16 protein-coding genes are annotated in these 20,552 nt (G+C 51.8%); 7 read left to right on the top strand and 9 right to left on the bottom strand.

Annotated elements, in window-relative coordinates; genetic code table 11:
• The first annotated feature begins 180 nt into the window (after positions 1 to 180).
• Genes nikA through IDH41_RS24860 form a run of 5 tightly spaced genes read left to right on the top strand, consistent with a single transcriptional unit; the run spans position 181 to position 5,087 of the window.
• Complete coding sequence (gene nikA, locus IDH41_RS24880; RefSeq protein ID WP_190865964.1) at positions 181 to 1,740, top strand: nickel ABC transporter substrate-binding protein; 1,560 nt, start codon at positions 181 to 183, stop codon at positions 1,738 to 1,740.
• A complete protein-coding gene (gene nikB / locus IDH41_RS24875; RefSeq protein ID WP_190865962.1) occupies positions 1,737 to 2,684 on the top strand; it encodes a nickel ABC transporter permease in 948 nt (315 codons plus the stop codon). The genes nikA and nikB overlap by 4 nt, the downstream gene beginning before the upstream one ends.
• Positions 2,681 to 3,523: a nickel transporter permease gene (gene nikC, locus IDH41_RS24870; protein WP_190865960.1), complete on the top strand. Its 843-nt coding sequence runs from the start codon at positions 2,681 to 2,683 to the stop codon at positions 3,521 to 3,523. The genes nikB and nikC overlap by 4 nt, the downstream gene beginning before the upstream one ends.
• Positions 3,520 to 4,329: an ABC transporter ATP-binding protein gene (locus tag IDH41_RS24865; RefSeq protein WP_190865958.1), complete on the top strand. Its 810-nt coding sequence runs from the start codon at positions 3,520 to 3,522 to the stop codon at positions 4,327 to 4,329. Before nikC ends, IDH41_RS24865 begins: the two co-directional genes overlap by 4 nt.
• Entirely contained in the window at positions 4,326 to 5,087 is a 762-nt protein-coding gene (locus IDH41_RS24860; RefSeq protein WP_190865956.1) for an ABC transporter ATP-binding protein, read from the top strand. The genes IDH41_RS24865 and IDH41_RS24860 overlap by 4 nt, the downstream gene beginning before the upstream one ends.
• Positions 5,088 to 5,298: 211 nt before the next feature.
• On the opposite strand, the gene IDH41_RS24855 is transcribed toward IDH41_RS24860, so the two are convergent.
• From IDH41_RS24855 to IDH41_RS24840, 4 genes are all read right to left on the bottom strand, one after another.
• Complete coding sequence (locus tag IDH41_RS24855; RefSeq protein WP_190865954.1) at positions 5,299 to 6,075, bottom strand: class B sortase; 777 nt, start codon at positions 6,073 to 6,075, stop codon at positions 5,299 to 5,301.
• 19 nt (positions 6,076 to 6,094) lie between these two features.
• A complete protein-coding gene (locus tag IDH41_RS24850) occupies positions 6,095 to 12,445 on the bottom strand; it encodes a DUF7601 domain-containing protein (RefSeq protein ID WP_397328546.1) in 6,351 nt (2,116 codons plus the stop codon).
• Positions 12,446 to 13,281: 836 nt separating this feature from the next.
• Positions 13,282 to 14,046 carry an SDR family oxidoreductase gene (locus IDH41_RS24845; protein WP_190865950.1) on the bottom strand — a complete coding sequence of 255 codons (765 nt, stop codon included), beginning with the start codon at positions 14,044 to 14,046 and terminating at the stop codon, positions 13,282 to 13,284.
• Between the two features lie 2 nt (positions 14,047 to 14,048).
• Complete coding sequence (locus IDH41_RS24840; RefSeq protein WP_190865948.1) at positions 14,049 to 15,107, bottom strand: WD40/YVTN/BNR-like repeat-containing protein; 1,059 nt, start codon at positions 15,105 to 15,107, stop codon at positions 14,049 to 14,051.
• Positions 15,108 to 15,259: 152 nt separating this feature from the next.
• Between IDH41_RS24840 and IDH41_RS24835 the strand changes: the two genes are divergently transcribed.
• Positions 15,260 to 15,730: a MarR family winged helix-turn-helix transcriptional regulator gene (locus IDH41_RS24835; RefSeq protein ID WP_190865946.1), complete on the top strand. Its 471-nt coding sequence runs from the start codon at positions 15,260 to 15,262 to the stop codon at positions 15,728 to 15,730.
• A gap of 165 nt (positions 15,731 to 15,895) precedes the next feature.
• Here the strand turns inward: IDH41_RS24835 and rlmH are convergent, their stop codons facing one another.
• The 3 genes from rlmH to IDH41_RS24820 all read right to left on the bottom strand — a co-directional run bounded on the left by rlmH (position 15,896) and on the right by IDH41_RS24820 (position 18,639).
• Positions 15,896 to 16,375, bottom strand: a complete 480-nt coding sequence (gene rlmH, locus IDH41_RS24830) for a 23S rRNA (pseudouridine(1915)-N(3))-methyltransferase RlmH (protein WP_190865944.1) — start codon at positions 16,373 to 16,375, stop codon at positions 15,896 to 15,898.
• Between the two features lie 149 nt (positions 16,376 to 16,524).
• Positions 16,525 to 16,692: a CxxH/CxxC protein gene (locus IDH41_RS24825; protein WP_190865942.1), complete on the bottom strand. Its 168-nt coding sequence runs from the start codon at positions 16,690 to 16,692 to the stop codon at positions 16,525 to 16,527.
• Positions 16,693 to 17,280: 588 nt separating this feature from the next.
• Positions 17,281 to 18,639 carry a S1C family serine protease gene (locus IDH41_RS24820; RefSeq protein WP_190865940.1) on the bottom strand — a complete coding sequence of 453 codons (1,359 nt, stop codon included), beginning with the start codon at positions 18,637 to 18,639 and terminating at the stop codon, positions 17,281 to 17,283.
• Positions 18,640 to 18,761: 122 nt separating this feature from the next.
• Here IDH41_RS24820 and IDH41_RS24815 point away from each other — a divergent pair, with 122 nt between their 5' ends.
• Entirely contained in the window at positions 18,762 to 18,983 is a 222-nt protein-coding gene (locus tag IDH41_RS24815) for a hypothetical protein (protein ID WP_190865938.1), read from the top strand.
• Here the strand turns inward: IDH41_RS24815 and IDH41_RS24810 are convergent.
• Complete coding sequence (locus IDH41_RS24810; RefSeq protein WP_190865936.1) at positions 18,952 to 19,758, bottom strand: MBL fold metallo-hydrolase; 807 nt, start codon at positions 19,756 to 19,758, stop codon at positions 18,952 to 18,954. The two genes, IDH41_RS24815 and IDH41_RS24810, sit on opposite strands and share 32 nt — an antisense overlap.
• Positions 19,759 to 19,793: 35 nt before the next feature.
• On the bottom strand, positions 19,794 to 20,546 hold the full coding sequence (gene yycI, locus IDH41_RS24805; RefSeq protein WP_190865934.1) for a two-component system regulatory protein YycI: 753 nt from the start codon (positions 20,544 to 20,546) through the stop codon (positions 19,794 to 19,796).
• Positions 20,547 to 20,552 lie beyond the last annotated feature (6 nt).

Raw genomic sequence — 20,552 nt, 5'->3', positions numbered from 1 at the left:
CACGGCCTAAACCGTTGATTTACCTTTCACGCTACAGGTCTGCCTTTTGAGGCACACTGTATCGAAAAATCGCAAGATTCAAGTTAGATATTCAGGATCAGTTATTCACATTGATTAATCGTAATGACTACGCTATAATCTAATATTAATTGTAATCATTACATATAGGAGGCACTACTTTTGAACACTGCGAACCAACATAAGACTTTGCTGGCGTTAATCGCATTCATCCTTTCCTTTTCGCTGTTAAGCGCATGCGGACAAGCCAATGAATCTGATGAAAATTCTTCTGCAAACAAGAAACATATCAGCTTCCTTTATAACTTCTCAACGAGCTCATTGGATCCTCATGTAGACTCCAGCTACGTGCCGCTCAGAGCCGGCATCACGGAAACGTTAGTGAAACTGGATGAGGAGAATCTGGCGGTAGCCCCATGGCTGGCCGAAAGCTGGGAAAGCGATGACGGGCAGCATTGGTCCATTAAGCTGCGCGAGAACATAACCTTCCAGAACGGCAATCCGATGACAGCCGAGACGGTGAAAGCTTCTCTGGAGCGTGCGCTGGAAGAAAGCGTGGCCATCCAGAATGCTCTTAAAGTCGATTCGATCGAAGCGGACGGACAAATGCTGAACATTACAACCGTACAACCGTTTCCCGAATTTATATCGGAGCTCGTCAATCCGAATACTTCGATCATTGATGTAACCGAAACGGATTTCGTTAACCATCCGGTTGGCACGGGGCCCTTCCAATTGAAATCCTTTGCCCCTGGCAGCAAGCTCGAGCTTGTTCGCTATGACGGTTATTGGGACGGAGTTGCTCCGCTTGATTCTGTAACCTTTATGTTCAATGAAGATGCCAATGCCCGTTCGCTTGCTCTTAAGTCAGGACAAGTCGATATTGTATACCGCCCTGAGGTCAACAGCCTGGCGTCCCTGGATGAAACTAAGGGCGTACATGTTGAATCCACAGCTACCTTCCGTGTGCATCAGATGACCATGAACCTGGAGCGCGAAAGCATGAAAGATATCAATGTACGCCGTGCAATCGATGCGTTAATCGATCGCCAGGAAATTGTAAATTCGATTCTGCTCGGTTACGGTGAAGCGGCTGTTGGCCCATTCCTCCCTTCTCTTCCATTCGCTCCGTCCTATACAGAGAACCAATTGGAGTCAGGAGAAGAAGCGGCAATTGCTTATCTGAAGGACGCGGGCTACACGCTTCAGAACGGTGTTATGCAGAAGGACGGCCAGCCTCTTGAGCTGACATTGCTGACCTATTCCGCAAGAGCGGATTTGCCGCTAATCGCGCAAGTATTCCAGTCCGATGCCAAACGGATCGGCATCAACGTCGAAATTCGGCAAATCGATACGCCAGAAGAATATATGGCTTCTAACCGCGACTGGGATATCGCTACCTACAGCAACCTGACGGCTCCACGGGGCGATGCGGGCTATTATTTGAATGCAACCTACCATCCAACTGGAGCGCTTAACTTCAGCGGAGCAAAAGACGATGCGCTGACGGCCATCATCGACGAGCTTAACCGTACCGTTAAGATGGACGCACGTGCTGCACTGGCTGAACAAGCAGCCAATTATGTCCGTGACCATGTGTACAACTCCTTTGTCCTCCATCCATCAACCATCGTCGCATATAATGAAGACAAGGTTGTCAACTGGGTAACGGCCAAAAGCGAATATTATATGATCACCAATAAGCTGGATGTGAAATCATGATTCGACTGGTGCTTCGCAAATTTTCAGAAATGCTGATGTTTATAATGTTGATTACATTCATCAGCTTTCTGATCGTTCGCCTCGCTCCCGGCGATCCGGTTCTAACCATCTTGAATGTAGATGAGCTTGCGGTAAGTCAGGAGCAGATCGAAGCGCTTCGCGAGGATATGGGCTTGGGCGATCCGCTGCTCGTTCAATACAGCCAGTGGCTGCTTGATTTCGTAAAGCTTGATTTCGGACAGTCCTATTCAACCGGACAGCCGGTTATGGAGATCATCCTTGCAGGGATTCCGGCAACGCTGGAATTAACATTCGGTGCGCTAATCGTCATGCTGCTGCTGTCTGTCCCGCTCGGATCGTTGGCCGCAATATACCGCAACAGCTGGATCGATCATATCAGCAGAGCTTTGGCCATTGTGGGCGCGGCTGTTCCAAGCTTCTGGTTAGGTTTATTATTCGTTGATCTGTTCGGCGTACGGCTCGGATGGCTGCCAACGATGGGCAGGGATGGCTTCTCCTCCCTGCTTCTGCCTTCCCTGACGCTTGGACTTGCTATGTCCGGCGTCTATGTCCGGCTGCTGCGCTCCAGCCTGCTTGATTCGTTAGGCCAGGAATTTATTCGTGCAGCACAATCTCGCGGGCTGTCTCCATCCCGCGTTTTTTTCATTCATGCCCTGCGCCACAGCCTCCCGCCCGTCATTACCGTATTTGGCGTAAGCTTCGGCAGCCTGATCGGCGGGGTCGTTGTGGTAGAAGTGATATTCGCTTATCCGGGCGTCGGCAAGCTGGTGCTGGACGCCATCAGGCAGCGGGATTACCCGCTCATTCAAGGATACATTTTCGTGATGGCGATCGTTGTATTCATAGTCAATACGGCTGTTGATCTGTCATACCGCTATTTAAATCCGGACATGTATTTGAAAGAAAAGAGAATACGATCATGAAATCCTTAAGAATCGGACAATCCTATAAGCTCACTTGGCAAATGGCCATAGCAGCCATCTTCGTACTTACGGTTACAGCAGCCGCTTTGTATGCCTTCGTATATTTGCGACATGACCCGAATCTCACGGATTTAAGCCAAAGTCTATTAGCGTCAAGCCGGCTGCATCCTCTCGGCACGGATCACTTGGGGCGTGATATCTTAACCAGGATATTGCTTGGCGGCGTTCAAACTGTCGGTTATAGTCTGCTCGCCTTAACAGCAGCGCTTCTGATCGGTATACCGTTAGGTTTGCTAGCTGGTTATCGCCGTGGGTTCACAGACCGAATATTGATGAGAATTGCCGATGCTTTTCTTGCTTTCCCGGATACTCTTGTTGCGATCTTGCTAGCCGGCATGCTTGGTGCAAGTATCGGCAATTTAATTGTCGCCGTCATTCTCATCAAATGGGTGAACTACGCCCGGCTTGTTCGCAGCACCGTGCTTACAGAGTCGCAGAAGGATTATGTGCTTATCGCGAGGAGTAACGGCTTGTCGACGGCCCGCATTATGCGCAAGCATCTGTTCCCCCATATCATCGGCAACGTCCTGGTCATGGCTAGTCTGGATCTGGGCAAAATCATATTGCTCATCTCCGCCTTTTCCTACATCGGACTTGGTGTACAGCCGCCGTACCCGGAATGGGGAGCTATGCTGAATGAATCGCGTCCTTATTTTCAATCGAGGCCAGCGCTAATGATCTATCCGGGACTTTCTATTATTACCGTTGTTCTGCTGGCGAACATGCTTGGTGATTATTTCCGCGATCGCTTTGACGTCAAGAAGGAGGTGCAGCCATGATCTTGTCCATCGATCAATTATCCGTGCGTAAAGGCGAGCATACGCTTATTCAACAAGTATCTCTCTCGTTACAGAAGGGAGAGTGGTACGCACTGGTCGGACAAAGCGGCAGCGGCAAGACGCTGCTAGCGCAGTCGATCGGGCAGATGCTCCCTCCAAATTTGAAAGCAAGCGGTCACATTCAATTTATGGGAGAAGAAATGCTCGGCATGCCCTCTGCAAGGGTCCGAGCATTACGCGGCCGCTCGTTGTCTTATGTGTTCCAGGATTATCAAGGCTCCTTCACCCCATTCCGAACGATTAGTCAGCATTTCGATGAGGTGCTAAGAACGCATACCGCATCTTCAGCCCGTGCACGCCAGGAACAAGCATTGGAAGCATTAGAATCCGTAGGATTAGACGAAGGACTCTATAGCTGTTATCCGTCTCAATTAAGCGGCGGGCAGCTTCAGCGCGTATCTATTGCCATGGCGCTTCTGCTCTCGCCGGATTTGCTTATTGCCGATGAAGTGACTACGGCGCTGGACAGTGTATCGGGTCATCGAATATTGCAGCTTCTTGCCAGCAAGCAGCAGCAAACCGGCTGTACCATCCTGTTTATTACGCATGACTGGCGCCATGTGAAACGTTATGCGGAACGAATCGCCGTCATGAAAGCAGGCGAGATCGTCGAGTCGGGCAGCAAGCATCGAATCCTTGACCATCCGAAGCACCCTTATACGCAACGGCTTATCCAGAACTCGCCCACATTGCCGATCCCAGAGGGCTTTCTCCCTTCCGGACTGGAGGAGGCAAATAAGGTATGAGTCTACTGACTGTGAATCAATTAACCAAGTCATACAAGACGGGCACGGCGGCTGTAAATCATGTATCTTTTCATCTGAATCAAGGAGAATGCCTGGGGCTGGTAGGAGAAAGCGGCTGCGGAAAAAGCACATTAGCCCGCTGTCTGCTGCGCTTAGAGGACATCGACAGCGGCAATATTATATTGAACGGAGTTCGGATCGAAGAACTTCACGGCCGTAAGCTGCAGCCGTACCGTAAACATATCCAGATCGTGCTCCAGAATCCGTCGGCCGCCCTTAATCCAAAGCTGAGAATAAAGGATATATTAATTGATCCCTATGAGCAGTTCAAGCATGAGCTTCAATTGAAGCACTTTACGGTTCCATCACGGGACAGCTATGTCAAGCAGCTACTTGAAGCCGTCGAATTGCCCGCCTCGTTCGCGGACCGATACCCGCATGAACTGAGCGGCGGTCAGCGCCAGCGGGTAACCCTTGCCAGAGCAATCAGCATCGAGCCGGATCTTATTGTGCTGGACGAGCCAACCGCAAGCCTGGATGTGCTGTCACAGGGCGCCGTGCTTGACCTGTTAGCCTCATTGCAGTCCCAATTGGCCTTATCTTATCTGTTCATCTCGCATGATCTTGCCGCCGTCTACCAAATGTGTCAGCGCATTCTCGTGATGAAGGACGGCCAATTCGTCGACCAATGTGAACGCGAGCAGCTATTCCATGAGGAACGCCATGCTTATACGAAGGAACTGATTTCGATTTATTAAAGGGACTATTCCAACAATTCGGTGCAAACGCTTGCCTGCGCAAAGAACCTTCTCCAAGGCGGTCTCCCCCGCCCTCCTATCAAAGGTAACTTTCAGCACCAAGTAAGCGATTCATGCGAATAATTTCGACTTATAATAAATACGTAGAGGGGCCCTTTGCATTATATTCAGAGATTTTCGTCCTACTTATGGTACGGCTCTCAATAACACTCTAACGGCTTCGGGCGACCACCGCTAACCGGCCGTTTTCGTTCGAGTACTCGCACGTGGACAGTACAATAAGTTTGTCGCCATACCGGGCTGTTACGCCCGTGTCATAAAGAGCGAGATTTTTGATGTTCTGAACATACGAATCGAACTCGGCGGGCGTTCTTACATTCTCAATCTGGTAGTATTTAAAAACGTCGTCCGATTTGCGGTAAACTTGTGACAGAATAACGGCAATAATCTCATACTCGTTCTTTTCGTAAAGCGTGCTGAACTGGAACGTAGCATGCTCTTTAAAAAAGCTTTCGCTCTTATACTCCATTAAATCTTTAAACATCCAACCGCTCTTCATGTGATGTCCATGAATCAGCAATATGTCCGAACCGTTAATCCGGCTATGCGCGTCCAAAAAGGGAAGGCCGCCTTTGTTTTCTTTTTTATCGAAATCATGATTGAGATAGTATTCCGCATCCTGCGGATTCAGCATGACCGGGTACTCGATGCGGGTGCCGTCAATCTTCAGCCAACCCACGATGTCCGGATTCCTCTCGTAAAGCTCTTGAAATTCGGGGAGCATGACCGGCTCATTCGCCTTATTGAACAAAAGGGAGGGGAATGCATCCCCTCCGCCTTTGTCCGACCCTTCCTCCCAAACTTTTGTCAGTTCTTCGATTTTCTGCTGCTCAGCATAATCCTGCAGGAACGTTCTCGCAAGTGCGGCAAGCGAAAATACCAGCACAAGGAAGGAAACGGCGATAAGAACCTTCTTCGTTTTACTCATCTTCTTACCGCCTCCCCGTTTACTGAATGTGCTTTTTCTTCCTGTTGCCTTGTAGACAAAGTCCGATCGTGATCAAGGACATCAGCGCCAAGGCCATATATAAGATTGGCGATACGCTGCTATCTCCTGTTTTCGGAACTTCGTCCAGCTCGTTGTTGCCGTTGCCGGTCCCATTGTCAACGTTACCGGGGGCGTTGTTGCCGTCGTCGGTTTCATTGTCGCCGTTGCCAGCTCCATTGCCACCGTTGCCAGCTCCATTGCCACCGTTATCGGTTTCGTTGCCGCTATCACCGGTTCCATTGTCAGCGTCTTCGGTTCCGTTGTCGACTTCGTCGGTTCCGTTGTCGCCGTCGTCGATTCCGTTGTCGCCGTCGCCAGGTTCCGGCTCAGGGGTCGACGGGGCAGGCGGGATCACCGGTCCACCGCCGGAAGCGATCGGCTTCATTGGCACGTCGTATTTTACAATGTCAAAATCGACGGAAATCGTGCCGCTCCTATGCGTCTCGTATCCGTCCTTCACTACGATCAGATAGTAATCCGCTTCAGGAAACACCATGTACGCATAGAAGCCATTTGCGTCGCTATCCTGCTCCGGGCTCTTGTTGTCGTGTGGCGGAAAATTCGGAACCGGAGGAAGCGTTACTTTCGTATCTGCAATGCGGCCGTTATTTCTATTCCGCTCCGTATCCGCATAATACAGGGTAACTTTCGCTCCTTCAATTTTCTTGCCGGTGATGGCATCTCCTGTCGTTTCATCATAAACCGTACCGTAAGGGTCGACCAATTCCTCGGAAATATTCAGCTCTCCGTTGGCTTTCACGTCCAGCTTCGCCACTTTGAGGAGCACTTCCTCGCCTGTATCGGCTTGATAGCGAACTTCCATAGTGTACTCTTGCCCACTTAGCCCTTCTACGGAGAAAGTGCCGTTCGAAGCCATCGAAAACGCCTTGGGAAGACCGTTCTCCTTGATATAATTGTTGGCCTTGTCCTTCAGATAGATATGCATCTGGCTAATAAACGAATCGTTGAATAGCTCTGTTGTTCCATCCAGCTGCTTGAACATAACGATCCCTACCGCCGTAATATCCGCCGGAACGGTCTCGTCCGTTACGCTGTTGTCCACATTGGCCTTCTGCGTGAACTCGACAGGGACTTCCTTCCCGCCTACCTGGTACCACTTCGTATATGTGATCGTATAGTCGGTATCCGCTGCGGCTGGGACCGAATATTCCCCCCGCTCATTCGTCTCTGTCTGAAGCTCCTTGCCTGTCTTTAGATCGGTCACCGTGATGGGCGCATTAGGAATTTCTTTTCCTGTTTTGTTGTCGCGCAGCACGCCTTCCAGATACGGGCGGGTATTGACAAAGTGTGCCTCGGCCGCTATTTTCTCCGGAATAGTACCTGTGCGAACGAGACTTTCAGGATCCGTCACATAGCCGTCCTGCATATAGTCATTCTGGGTCACCGAATACTCGAGATACGTGGGAAGTCCTTCTACAACGAACGTCTGGCCATCTGTAAGCTCGAAGGTGTCTCCGCTCTTGATCGTTCCCGTGCTGCCGTCCGATTTCTCATAGGCGTAGGATTCGCCCGACCCCTCGCCGGTGAAGGTGACCGTGTACTTGAACGGCTTCTTCTTGTCGTCGTCTTTGCCTTGAACCGTGTTGCTGATGATCAGGCCGCCTGTTATGACTCGCACGTTCGTGAACGGGGCAACTTCGTCTTTGCCCACCATGACTCCGGTATATTGGCGTTCGTTAGGCGTGGTCACGTATTCGTCAGCGGTGTAGTCCTTCTGAGTCACCGTGTATTTCAGATCCTTAGGCAGACCCGCAATTTCCAGTGTCTCTCCATCCTTGAATGTGAAGGATTCGCCAGACTTGATCGTGCCCGGTATGCTCGTCGCGCCATCCGACTTCGTATACGCGTAGCTCTTATCCTTTCCTGTATCCTCAAAGCTGACGGTGTACTCGAACGCCTTCGTCTTGTCGCCGCCGTTGCCCATGACCGTGTTGCTGATCGTCAGCTTGTTGACGGTCCGTTCGTTGAAGAAGTCCGCTTCGCGATCGGCGCGCGCCATGACTCCCTCATCAGACAAGGCCGCAGGGGTGGTCACGTAGCCGTCGTGCCAGTAACCGTCCTGGGTGATCGTATACTTCAAATTCTCTGGAAGATCGATAATTTTAAAGGTCTCGCCATCCTTGAGCTCAAAGGTATCGCCGGATGCGACCGTACCCGTCGTGCCGTCTGAATGCTCATAATTGTAGGTTTGACCCTTTCCTGTACCGTCAAAGGTCACCGTGTACTTAAACGGCTTGTCCGGTTCATCGCCGTCCCCCGTAACGGTATTGCTGATGGTCAGATTGCTAACATATCGCTGGTTGACAAAATCTGCTTTGTGATCGCCTTTATTCACGATTGTGCCTGACAGCTCTCTCGTTCCCGGCGTGGTCGTATAACCGTCAATGGTCGTATAATCGTCCTCGGTTACGGTATAGACCATATTTGCAGGCAATGCCGGCAGCGTTACAGATTCCCCATGCTTAAGGGTAATCTTGTCACCACTCGTAATCTTACCATTGCTGGTTGTACCGTCCTGCTCCTTGTAGATATAGGTGTACTCTCCATCCTTGCCCTCGCCGTCGAAGGTCACGGTGAACTCGAAATCTTTGTCCGGATTGCTGCCGTTGCCTTCCACGTTCTTGGTGATGGTCAGCTTGCCTTGGGCCGGTGTGGGCACAATCAGCGGATTGTTCGAGTCCACCTTCTGTCCATCTACAAGAACAGGCTTGCCCGGCGCATCAATGACACGTACCCGGTACACCGTAGTCGTAGGCAAGTAAGTGAGGGGATCAATATACGTCTGCTTGAGCAAATAATCGCCCGGCACCTGAATAATGAAATTCGTCTTGCCGTCCGTGCCCGTCGTTTTTTCCGCCATTACATTGTTTTCTTTATCCCTGGCCGGTGTACCGTCAGGATTGAACAACTGGAACTTTACGTCCTTCAGCGGTGTTGTTCCGTCGGGACCAACCTTCTTGAGGAAGAGCAGGCCGTTTTCGTTTGCACTTCCCGCCACATCGTTCGCGTCCAACGTAATACTGCTCTGCGCTTCGATCGGCGGAAGGGTATCATCGCCCATCAGCTTGATGGAATTCCCGGCCGCTCCCGGCTGCATGCCTTGGGACTCGGTCTGGTAAACGATCTGATAGAGCTTGTTCGGATCGGCAAAATCAAACCTGAGCGTCGATCCCCCGGTTGCCTGATCTATGCCCGCGGTCACCTTCACTTCGGAGTTCGGATCCGCAAGATCCAGCGGCCCTCCGTCACGCTCCAGAGTGCCATCCGACTTCAGCTTGCCGGGATAAACAGCGATGTCGGAAGGTTCGAGAGATAGACCGCCCTCCGCATTCTGGCGCAGCTTCAGACCCTTGGCAAGGGTATCCAGCAAATAGACGCCCTGCTTCATTTCGAACGGAGGCGTGTAGTTCACCGTCCATTCCTGTACACCGGAAACCGGCTTTTTCGCTGTCTTGCTCAGAGACTGCATAGGCACAATAATTCGGTGCTCTTCAGTAGCGCTATAAGGCTTGTCCCCCCATTTCATGGAAAACAAAGCCTGATTCTTACCGGCATCATTTTTACCTATTTGGTAGGTCGCCAGCGCGGCATTGGTCGGACGCGCCTTCACCAGAATGACGTAAGGGCTCTCCAGCTTGGAGAAGGTGAAGGTGCCCACATTGCCATTCTTGGAAAAGCTCACCACGTGCTTGGGATCGTTCGGCTGAATGACCGCAGTAGCTTGTGCGTATAGGCCATAACCGCCTCCACTTGACCCACCTAATTCAGCATTTGAATGATAGCCCGTAACACCCGTATAGAGCCGATAGGCTTCGCCCGGAGCATAATCCACGAATTCCCAGCCTTCAGGCAGTGTATCCATCAGCTTGATGTCGCTGGCTACGCGTGTGCCGCCGTCCTTGGCCATCTCCTCCGTCTTGAAGCCCGGCATGTTCACGGCCAGCCGGAAAGTGACGGTTCGATCCTTGCGATCGTAGCCTGCCAGGATGTATTTATCATCACGGAAGTCGTCCAGATACGAGTTCGGATCATTGACGACAATTGGCCGCGTCCATATGCTGGCGCTCCAGTTGCCATAATTTCGATTCCAATCGGCGGCTATGTTTCCTAACGCGTTGCCTTTCTCATCGACTGTACTCGCATACAGCATCTCCTTGTTCAGCATCCGCACCCTGTTCTTGGTGGTGGCATCATATCTAGCCACATAATCGTCACCATCGAAGAGCAAGCCGCGGTTGCTCCAATCGCTCCAATTGCCCCCCTTATCTTGTCGGAACAGGTTGTCCGGGTTGGTCGTAACGGATTCGAAAGAAACGCTCCCCAGTACATCTCCTTTATACCCTGTCACCTTGACAAGATCCGCCACCGGCTCGCCTTTCACCGTCAGGGTAATCACATCTCCGGTCAGTCCACCGCTCATAGTTAGCGTATTGTCGCGGTATTTTTGCCAGAGCTGCTTATCGTCGATTTGGCTCCTGATTGCATTCAGGGTGTCCGGTGTTACCCTAGGATTGGGATCCAGATTATCCAGCACATCGAGAGAATCGCCATGAACCAGTATATCGTAGACGACTGGAGCATCCAGATCATATTGCAGCGTCAAGTTGATCGTCCACTTGGCGCCTCCATGTAGCGCTTGAGCGGTGTTATTTCTTGCTGCAACGGTTTTCGTGAAAGCATGTGCGCCGATCTTCACCTGCGCAGCGTCCACAACGGAATCGGGAGCGGTCCAGCCGGTCGCATCGTTGTTCTGGATGGCATTTTCTCCATCCTTCACGTCCAATTCCCAGTTGGCGCGGGCACTATAGTCGAAGGTTGACATACTGCCGTCTGTCACCTTTGTTACAACAGTCAAATAGAGCGGCCCGTCCAGATTCCCGCCGATGGCTGTTCCAATCTCGTACTCCCCTGCGGCGTTGCGGGTAATTGGGGCTTCCGTGCCGCTGTCCCCATTCTTATAGGTTGCGGACACAAACTCCGTCCCGGCGGGCAGCATGTCTGTAATCTTCACGTTCTGCAAGCCGGTTTTGGACAGCACGCTGTTATTGTTAATCCTCTTGTTAATCTCAACCGTCCACGTGATGAGCGTATCGTTTCCGCTCTTGCTGGGCTTGCCGCCCACCAGAATCCAGTTGGGACGAATAGCAATCCGGTGCGTATTGGATGAAGCCTTCACATCGGCAGCCGTGTCACCCAAAAGCTTTGCGGTGTTATCAATGCGGTACCATCCGTGCTGATCAAAATTGCCATTCTTCTCATAGTAATAAACATTTTTAGGAATCCACGTTTTGAAGGTAATTTCCGCCGTGCTTTTGACGTTATCTGCAGTGGATACGTCTGGGAACTTGTAGGAAAACGTGCGATCAGCAGCATAAGCGGGATCTGCCGCATCTCCATCCACAAAGAAGGACCCTGGCACATATACACCGACGTTCGCAAGCTCATTAGAGAAGGTCAACCCATCCAGCGGCATGGGGATGGTTTTATCGTCCGTGTCGGTGGCAGTCACTGCCACTCGCCATGTAATGGCGCCCTCTTGAAAAGAGGGGTTGTTGATCCCGCTGTCATAACCGCCGTTGCTTAAGGAGCTTACGGTAATGCTGTACTCCGGCACCAAATCAGAGTTTTTAAACTTATAGCCATTTCCGAAAATGGTCGTATCCCCGCCGCCGCCCGGGGTTTGATCTGCTGCCTTGGATACGGCGGAGAAGCCGATTTTGACGTCGCGTCTACTGCCGTCATATACCCCTGCGCCATCAAACGTAATTTTGATGGAATCGGCAAAAAACTGAACGGTAGCGATTTTCAGGCTGCCCTGATTAATGTTTAGAGGACCTGCAGGCGTCAAATTCACATCAGGGAAGTAGATTGCCTTATCCAGGACGGCATAATCTCCCTGCTGAATCACGCTTTCGGGCGGAGCATTAATATCGTCGCCCTTGGTCGGCACGGCGATATCCTCCAGCACAAGTGTAAAATTCTCCCGGCCGTTAATCTCTCCACCCACTGGGATCACAGTCGCAGGGTCACCCTGCTCTACCGTGAGCTTGAACGTCGCATTGGCGTTCGCTAGCACAGCCGTTTTGTCCGCCGGGTCTGCTGCCATCGCCGTGAGCGCGAAAGAGGACGGCGGATTGTACACCGCGTCAGTTGCCGTTGGCGGTTCATCTGGCGAGTCATTCACCCCATCAGATACCGCCGGCGAGCCGGATGCGCCATCAGCATATGTAGCAGCAGGGAATACCACTGTCTGCAAAAGAAGCAATACTGCCAGACAGAAGGATATCATAGCTTTACCTATACTGCGTTTTTGTTTCAATGCGATAATCTCCTCACTCCTGAAATTTTTGGCAGCGGCCAGTAACTTCCACCCTTTCCTTTGGCCATCTTCGCCACTTCTGAACAATTACCAGACTATGTTCCCGATATAGCGGTTTGTTCATAATTTTTATCGGATTTCCATAATCCAAAATTTAGTGTATGTACGTTAAGTTCAGGGCTTTTTTTGATACTGACCTCCATTAATGTATGTACTGGCCTACATTAAAGACAAACTCTGGCCAAAAACACAAAAACTCCAAAACCCATAATTACATTGTCTGTAACGGCAAGTTCTCACTTTTCATTCAGAATGCGCAACCAACTGCTGCTTTAGATAGTTATAGAGTTTTTGACTCACTAGTTGGAGGGGGTATGCCGATTCCTTACACAAGATCCCGAATGGAAGAACCATCCACTTACGCAAGAGGTGATAGAGCCGGAAGATTTTCAGGGGTCTGCTTATCACATCAGAGACTTGTCCCTATCGCAGGAAGCTGGAGATGAATATGCAGGAAAAAGGGAATGTGACGCTCAACACAATGAAGATCGGGAGTATGACGGCGCTGAAATTTTGTATAGTAAACGGGTTAGGGATCGCGCTTGTCCAAAAAATATGATGGAAACCGAAATGAAGGGGACAACGGTCAGAATGATCAGCGCAATCCTCATCTACAAGAGGCATGTTACTTGTGGTAAGGCTCCCCTTAACGGTCATAATAGCGAAAAATGCAAAAGAAAACTGACGCGGCCAGCTCCCTTTTGGTTGTGCGAGACTTATTTACAGTATCGTTTCCCGTTCAATGACTATAAATGAGATCCTCCCGTAACATCAAGCAATTGGGCTGTGACGAAACGGCCATCCTGAGATGCAAGGAACGCAACAACATCGGCAATATCGGAGGGTTCTCCCATTCGTCCAAGAGCAACGATGTCGGCAGGGAGTTTTTGCGCTTCGGGTGAATCAAGAAAGTCCGCATTCATGTCGGTTCTAACCATGCCGGGTAAAACCGCATTTACCGTGATACCTCGAGGACCAAGCAGTTTTGCAAGATGAAGAGTGAAGGTATTGATTGCTCCCTTTGTTAAGTTATAGGCCATAATGGGCGGGTAGGCAACCCTAGTAACACCTGATGAAATATTGACGATACGCCCTTCGTTGCGAATGCGGGAAAGCGACTGTTGAACTAAAAAGAACGGTGCTTTAACATTCACTGCAAATATTGCATCAAATGCGGTTTCTGTCGTTTCTTCAAAGGATTCGGGTATTCCCATACCGGCATTATTGATTAATATGTCGAATTCTGTATTGCCGGTTCGATGCTTGAGTTCCTCATCAAGCAATTGGATTAGTTGATTAACTCCGGCAACCGAGTTGAGGTTGGCACCAATAGAGAAGCCTTCACCCCCATTCGCTTTTATAGACTTAACCACATCTTCCGCAGCATTCTGCCTACTTCCATAGTGAACGGCAACCAGTGCACCTTCTCTTGCTAGTCGTAATGCGATCCCTCGACCGATCCCTCTGCTGCCGCCAGTAACCAAAGCCACTTTTCCATGTAGTCGATTCATTTTTACTCTCCTCCCCAATCGGCAACTAATAATGCGCTGCGATGCCGTCTCTGTGGCACATACTGCAAATGTTCCTTTTTCCAATCGATTGGCAATGCAGTCCAAGTTTTTCCGTTATCTGAAGACCGATAAAGTCCCCGATTATTCAGCGCATAGAAAGTATTGGTATCTTGCGGGTCCCCTGCTAAATTGGAAATCATCGTACCTTTCGCAACGGGCAAGCCTTCTTCAACCCTTTTCCACGGCTGATTTTTTTCTTTACGATAAATATAAGATTCTGCAACCGAAGGGTCATAAGCATTTCTTGCTGCAGCAGCGGCGGAAACAAGCATCATGTCCGGGTCATCTTTATTGACTACCATACTAAACATATATCGATGTTCTAACCCCTCGCTAATAGGTTCCCATGTCTCGCCGCCATCGCGGCTCATTAACACACTCCTGCCTGGTTGATCTACACCGTCGCTGCACGCTGCATAGATTCGATTAGGTGCCTTCGAATGAGTTAATAGTGTGTGAGCGTCTAATGGGTTTCCTTCTTTTGTATCCAGCCAGCGTTCGCCCCCATTTGGAGTTTTAATCACTGCTCCTGCTTCGATGGAAGCGTATATATGTCCATTAGACGGATCTTCCGCAATCATACGAACATTATGGGTTTGGGGATTAGGAGGAAAAGACCAGTTCGAATAGGAAGATAACGCTTTGATTTCTTCCCATTCTCTCCAAGTTTGGCCTCCATCGATGGAATAAAATAATGCACTCCGATCTGTTCCTACATAGACCAATCCATGATTTCCGTATTTTCTGATCGGGCTGATGAAAACCGAAGTAAAGATTGTTTCCGGGATCTCTTCTCCGATCCTTCTCCAACTGTCCCCGCCGTCATCGCTCATCCATAGGCCATAACCGTCGGTACCACAATAAAGACGGTTTGCCAGGAAGGGATCGACTGCAATACATACTGGGTTTAAAACCATTGAGCGAGTCTGGACATTGTACTTCGCTTCTAATTCATCTAATACAATTAATTCTTCCGACACGCATAAGAAAAATCGTTTCATCTCGTTCTCTCCTCTTAGACAGATTTGTTTGCTACCGTTTGCTGATTAGGTTAAACTACAAATACAGAGCTTGATTATATTGACTATAATCATTAACCCTATATACATAATGATTATGGTCAGTAAATTATAAAAAGTCAAGGAGATTATGTATGAGCAGCTCAGATTTCCCTTTTCCAGCAAACTCTACTTCAGCCGCCTTTGTGTTACAAACTCTCATTAAGACCACACACCAAGTTCATCGTGAATTCGAAAGGCTGTTATCGACTATGGGATTACCATCCTACTTAACTGGACCACGTTTGCGCGTACTTTTGGATGTTTCTCAATTTGGGAACATTCGTATGAGTGATTTGGCAAAAAACCTGGGAGTTGAGGCTCGGGTTATGACACAGTATGTAGATACCTTAGAAGGACAAAATTTGCTAATGCGGATGGCGGATCCCAATGACCGTCGGGCAACGCTGGTGAAATTGACAGATGAAGCACTCCCTATCATCGAAAATGCGCGAATCATCATGGAACAAGCTGCCGAAAAAATATTTGAAGGAGTATCCTTCGACTCGCGCAAGCAGTTGATTCAGCAACTTAATCAACTTACTCAAGGTAACGGCAAGTTTTAAGGCCATCCTTTGCTGGATGGCCCTTTCCTAACGGTCATTCTTTTTTCTAACAGGTATCCAAATCTCACTTCTAAAAAGTTTGCGATGTTACGTTCTTGCTCTCATTCCATAAGAAGTTTTTTAAATGGGCTTTCTCGATGGTTATTGCCACTCCCCGCTTTACCACTATTTGTGATAAGGCTCCCCCCGATTTATCTTCACCGCCCGATAAATCTGCTCCACCAGCACCAGCCGCATCAGCTGGTGCGGCAGCGTCATGCGCCCAAAGCTAAGCTTCTGTTGGGCGCGCCTCAGCACCGCGGGAGCGAGCCCGTTGCTCCCGCCAATAACAAAAGCCACGTGGCTCCGCCCATACGTGGCTAATTTAGCGAGCTGGTCCGCGAGATCCTCGCTGGACCAGAGCTCGCCGTCGAGCGCGAGCGCGATAACGTGAGCATCCGGCTTCAGCTGCGCCAGAAGCCGTTCGCCCTCTCGCTCGCGCACGATCGCTTCCTCCGCCGCCGACATCGTCTCCGGCGCTTTCTCGTCGGGCACTTCCGTGAGCGTGAGCTTCACGTAAGGCCCGAGCCGCTTGGCATACTCCGCGATGCCAAGCACGAGATACTTCTCCTTCAGCTTGCCAACGGCCGCTATCTGTATATGCATGCGCTGCGCTACACATCCTTTGTTTGTCTTAGGCGGTCAATCAACCTATCCGTTTGCCTCCGGTATCGCCAACCTCATCCCGCCGAATCATACCCCGGATAAGCCCGCCCCACATTCTGTATCTCATAGCAAATCCGCCTTAGCTTCCCCTAAACGACCAAAAAAGCCGCAGCGTCCTCGCACAAATCGCATTTCCGGGGCGGGTCCCAGTCCGCGAACTTCGTCTCCTTCAGGTCGACCACGTCCGGCGCGTCCTCATATTCGTCCACGAAACGGTCCAATGCCCGCTCGATACAGGCTTTGCATACACAATACATACTCTACACGCTTCCTATTCCTGTTAGATGTCAACTTGCTTGTCTTCTCCCAGCATAGCAGAAAATCACCCTCCCTGTGAAGCGAAGTCCACCCGTTCCCTGCTTCTTCCTGAGCCAAGGGGATAGTGAAGCAAAGCGCGCGGAAACGCGTCACCCTCTGCCGACTCCGACTTCACCCACCCTTAAAGGCAATGATCGCAGCCAATGCTCCAATTCGATCTCCAACGAGCTCCTGAGCCGATGGGATAGTGAATCAAAGACGCACCGAACCGCAGCACCCCGCTCTTCCGACATCTTTTCCGCCGATCGCCTCTCGTTTCCTTCACGTTCCGACAAAAAAATCACGCGCCTAAGCCGCTCCATCCATCATCGCCCTACCCAGTCTCACCGAGCCCCACTTCGTCCCACCACGTTCGCTCGCCACGTCCCACCTCTAAACCCCACCACCGCCAGCAGCAAAAAAAAGGACCGCGCACGCCGCAAACGGTCATCTCGAACCGTACGCAGCATACGCGGCCTCAGGCGGAACGCCGCCCTCATCCTATTCCTTCACCTGATCGCCGTTACTCTATCAAGTTCCGCTCTCCGCTATTCCTCTTCTTCCTTCTCGCCCAGCTTGAACGACGTATCCTTCAGCTTGCCGTCGCGGTAATACGTAATCTTGATTTCCTCGCCGATCTTCTTCTTGCTGTACAAATATTTGCGAAGCTCCATCGTGCTGCCAATCGACTGGCCGTCGAGCTTCACGATGACGTCGTTGAACGCCAGCCCCGCGTCCTTGGCGGGACCGACGGCCTCCAGCACGATGACCCCGTCGAAAATCTCGTCCGGCAGCTTCAGCATCTCGCTAATATCGATATCCGAGGCCGGCCCTTCCTGCTCCGCCTCGCCTCCGTCCGCATCCTGCCCTTCCTCCGAGCCTTCGTCCTCGCCGAACGCTTCCTCCATCGCCTGCTGCTCCCAATACTGCTCCAGGTCCATCGTATAGACGCCGAGGTACGGACGCGGCACATAGCCGCGCTCGCGCAGGCTCTCGACAATCGGCATCGCGTTGTTGATCGGAATCGCGAAGCCGATGCCTTCGACGCCGAAATCGGCGATCTTCATGCTGTTGATGCCGATGACGCGCCCGTCCAGGTCGATCAGCGGTCCGCCGCTGTTGCCCTGGTTGATCGAGGCGTCGATCTGGATGACCTCCTGCTCCCAGTCGTACACGCCGTCTTGGTTCAGCGACACCGGCACGATCTGCTTCGTCTTGCTAATAATGCCGGACGACACCGATTCGCCTAGCCCGAGCGGGTTGCCGATCGCGATGACGTATTCGGCCGGACGAAGCTTCGAGGAATCGCCGATCTCGGCGACGGCGTCGATCCCTTTCGCGTCAATCTCCAGCACCGCCAGATCGGTGATCTGGTCCTTGCCGACGATGCGCGCCTCGCGCCGCTCGCCGTTCATGAGCACCGCCTTCACGGCCTGCGCGTTGTCGACGACATGGTAGTTGGTCACGATGATCGCTTTGCCGTCTTTTTTGTCGATGATGACGCCGGACCCTACGCCCGCTTCGCGCAGCGTGCCCTGCTCCTCATCGCCCTGCTCCTCTTCGCCGCCGATGCCGAACGAGAACAGCTGCTCGTTAATGATGCTCACCACCGCCGGCCGAACCTTCGCGGACGCCTGCACGGGGCGCTCGAGCGGATCGGTCGTCTGCACGACCCCCGTCGCCGTGATGGACCCGCCCCCCGCCGCGCCGTCGCCTCCTCCGAAGAAGGCACCGAACAGGAGCGTGGCCGCGATCGCGCTGGTGAATGAAGATACGAAGGCGATGCGAACGTTGGACCACTTTCGATCGCCGCTTTTATATGGAAAGCCAAAGTCACCCCGTTTATGCTCGCGCGCGGCGCGCCGGGACACCTTTGTCGAATAGAAATCATCGTCGAATAAGCCCATATCCATCGCTCCTCTCGATGCCTCTGACATCAAGACTATTTTTTATCAATCTAGGAATGTTTTCGGAAGAAATGACTAAAATAATAATAGATTCGTCCCACAAAAAAAGGAGAGATGACGATATGAAAGCCAAATCGCCCGCCGCCTGGGAACACGTGCAGCTTGCCGCCAAGCTGGCCGACTTGAAGGATGACCATTACCGCACCGTTCTGACGCTCAGCGCCATGCTGGAGCTGTTCATAGAGAAGGGCATCCTGACGAGAGAAGAGCTCAGCGCCAAGGCCGACGAGCTCGACGCGCAGCTGGAATCGCTTATTTCCGCTTCACTTCATCCCATGGCGTAGGCCGGTCGTAATACGTCGGCCGCAGCGGATGTTCATCCTTTTTATAAAATATTCCGTTATCCTCTAATATAGTATTCACGGTCATCATCGCCAAATCCATTAAGTTATGGTCGAGGCTGAGATGGGCCAGATAGACCCGTTTCGTCCGGTCCGTCATGAGCTCCAGCAGCGCCTCGCCCGCCGCGACGTTCGATAGATGGCCGACGTCGCTCAAGATCCTTCGCTTCGTGTTCCACGGATACCGGCCCATGCGCAGCATCTCCGTATCGTGGTTCGACTCCAGCACGAGCACGTCCGAATCGATAATATGCCGTTTCACCTTCTCGCTTACATACCCGAGATCCGTCGCCAGGCTCAGCTTCTCGCCGTGCTCGACGAACACGTACCCGACCGGCTCCGCCGCGTCGTGCGAGATCGGATAAGACTGGACCGCCATCGAACCGAAGACGACCTCCTCGCCGGTCTCCATACAGACCCGCTTCTCGGCCGAAATCGTGCCGATATGCCTCTCCATGGCGCCCCACGTCGCCTCGTTCGCGTAGATCGGCAGATCGTACTTGCGCGCGAACGCGCCAAGTCCCTTAATATGATCCGAATGTTCGTGCGTGACGAGCAGCGCATCCAGCTCGTGGCCGGCTATGCCCCGCTCGCGCATCAGCTCGTCCAGCTTCTTCGCGCTCATTCCCGCATCGACCAGCACCGTCTTGTCGCACCCCTGCACGATCGTCGCGTTGCCGGTCGATCCGCTCCCCAATACCGTAAATCGTAATCCCATAGCTTCTTGTTCCTGTCCCTTCTCCCGCTCCCGAATTAACCGTTCGCCGCCGTTTCCTCTGCCGCTTCGTCCGTCGCTACTTCCCCGCTGATCGCATGAACGTAATAGGGAAGCCCGTTCTCCAGCAATACGCGCCAGGATGGCGCCGACACCTGCTTCTCCGAATCGAAAATTTGCCCGTGATAGCCGAGCTGAATATCCGTGATGACCGCCCCGTCCGGCAGGTACGTCTCGATCAAGCTGCCGACCGCCTTCGTCGCCGGCAGCACCTGCTTCGCCTCGCCGATGCTTTGCAGCTCGACGAGGTCCTGCTTGTACGCCACGATTTTCTGATTGCCGTTGTAGTACAGCTCCAGCCGCACATCGAACATCGGATGCCCCTCCACCATCCGGTGAAGGACGAACTTGCCGTCGCTGCTGTTCAGCAGGTCGAACGAATACTGCTCCAGCTGCGGAATGCGGCCGCCCAGCTCCTTAACCAGCTCGGCTTGATTATAAATCAGCTTGCTGTCCACCGGCGTATCGAGCGTTACCGGCTCGGCCTTCTTCCGGCTCTCCGACTGCAGCAAGTACGTCAGGTCGCCCAGCTTCGGAGTTTCGAGCGGCAGATTGGCTTCGAGCGAAATCCGCTTCTGCTGCATCAGCTGCACCTTGTCCTGCGGCAGCTCCGCCGTGTTCACATTAACGTTCAGCTGCTCGCTAATATCGAGCCACAGCTGATAACCGAGCAATATATTGAGCAGCAGGAACGAAATAATCAATACGCTCTTCGCCCGTCCCCAATCCACGCGCCT

It is taken from the genome of Paenibacillus arenilitoris, from assembly GCF_014705655.1.
In the GTDB taxonomy this organism is placed as follows: Bacteria; Bacillota; Bacilli; order Paenibacillales; family Paenibacillaceae; genus Pristimantibacillus; species Pristimantibacillus arenilitoris.
This window is presented reverse-complemented; position numbering and strand designations above follow the sequence as displayed.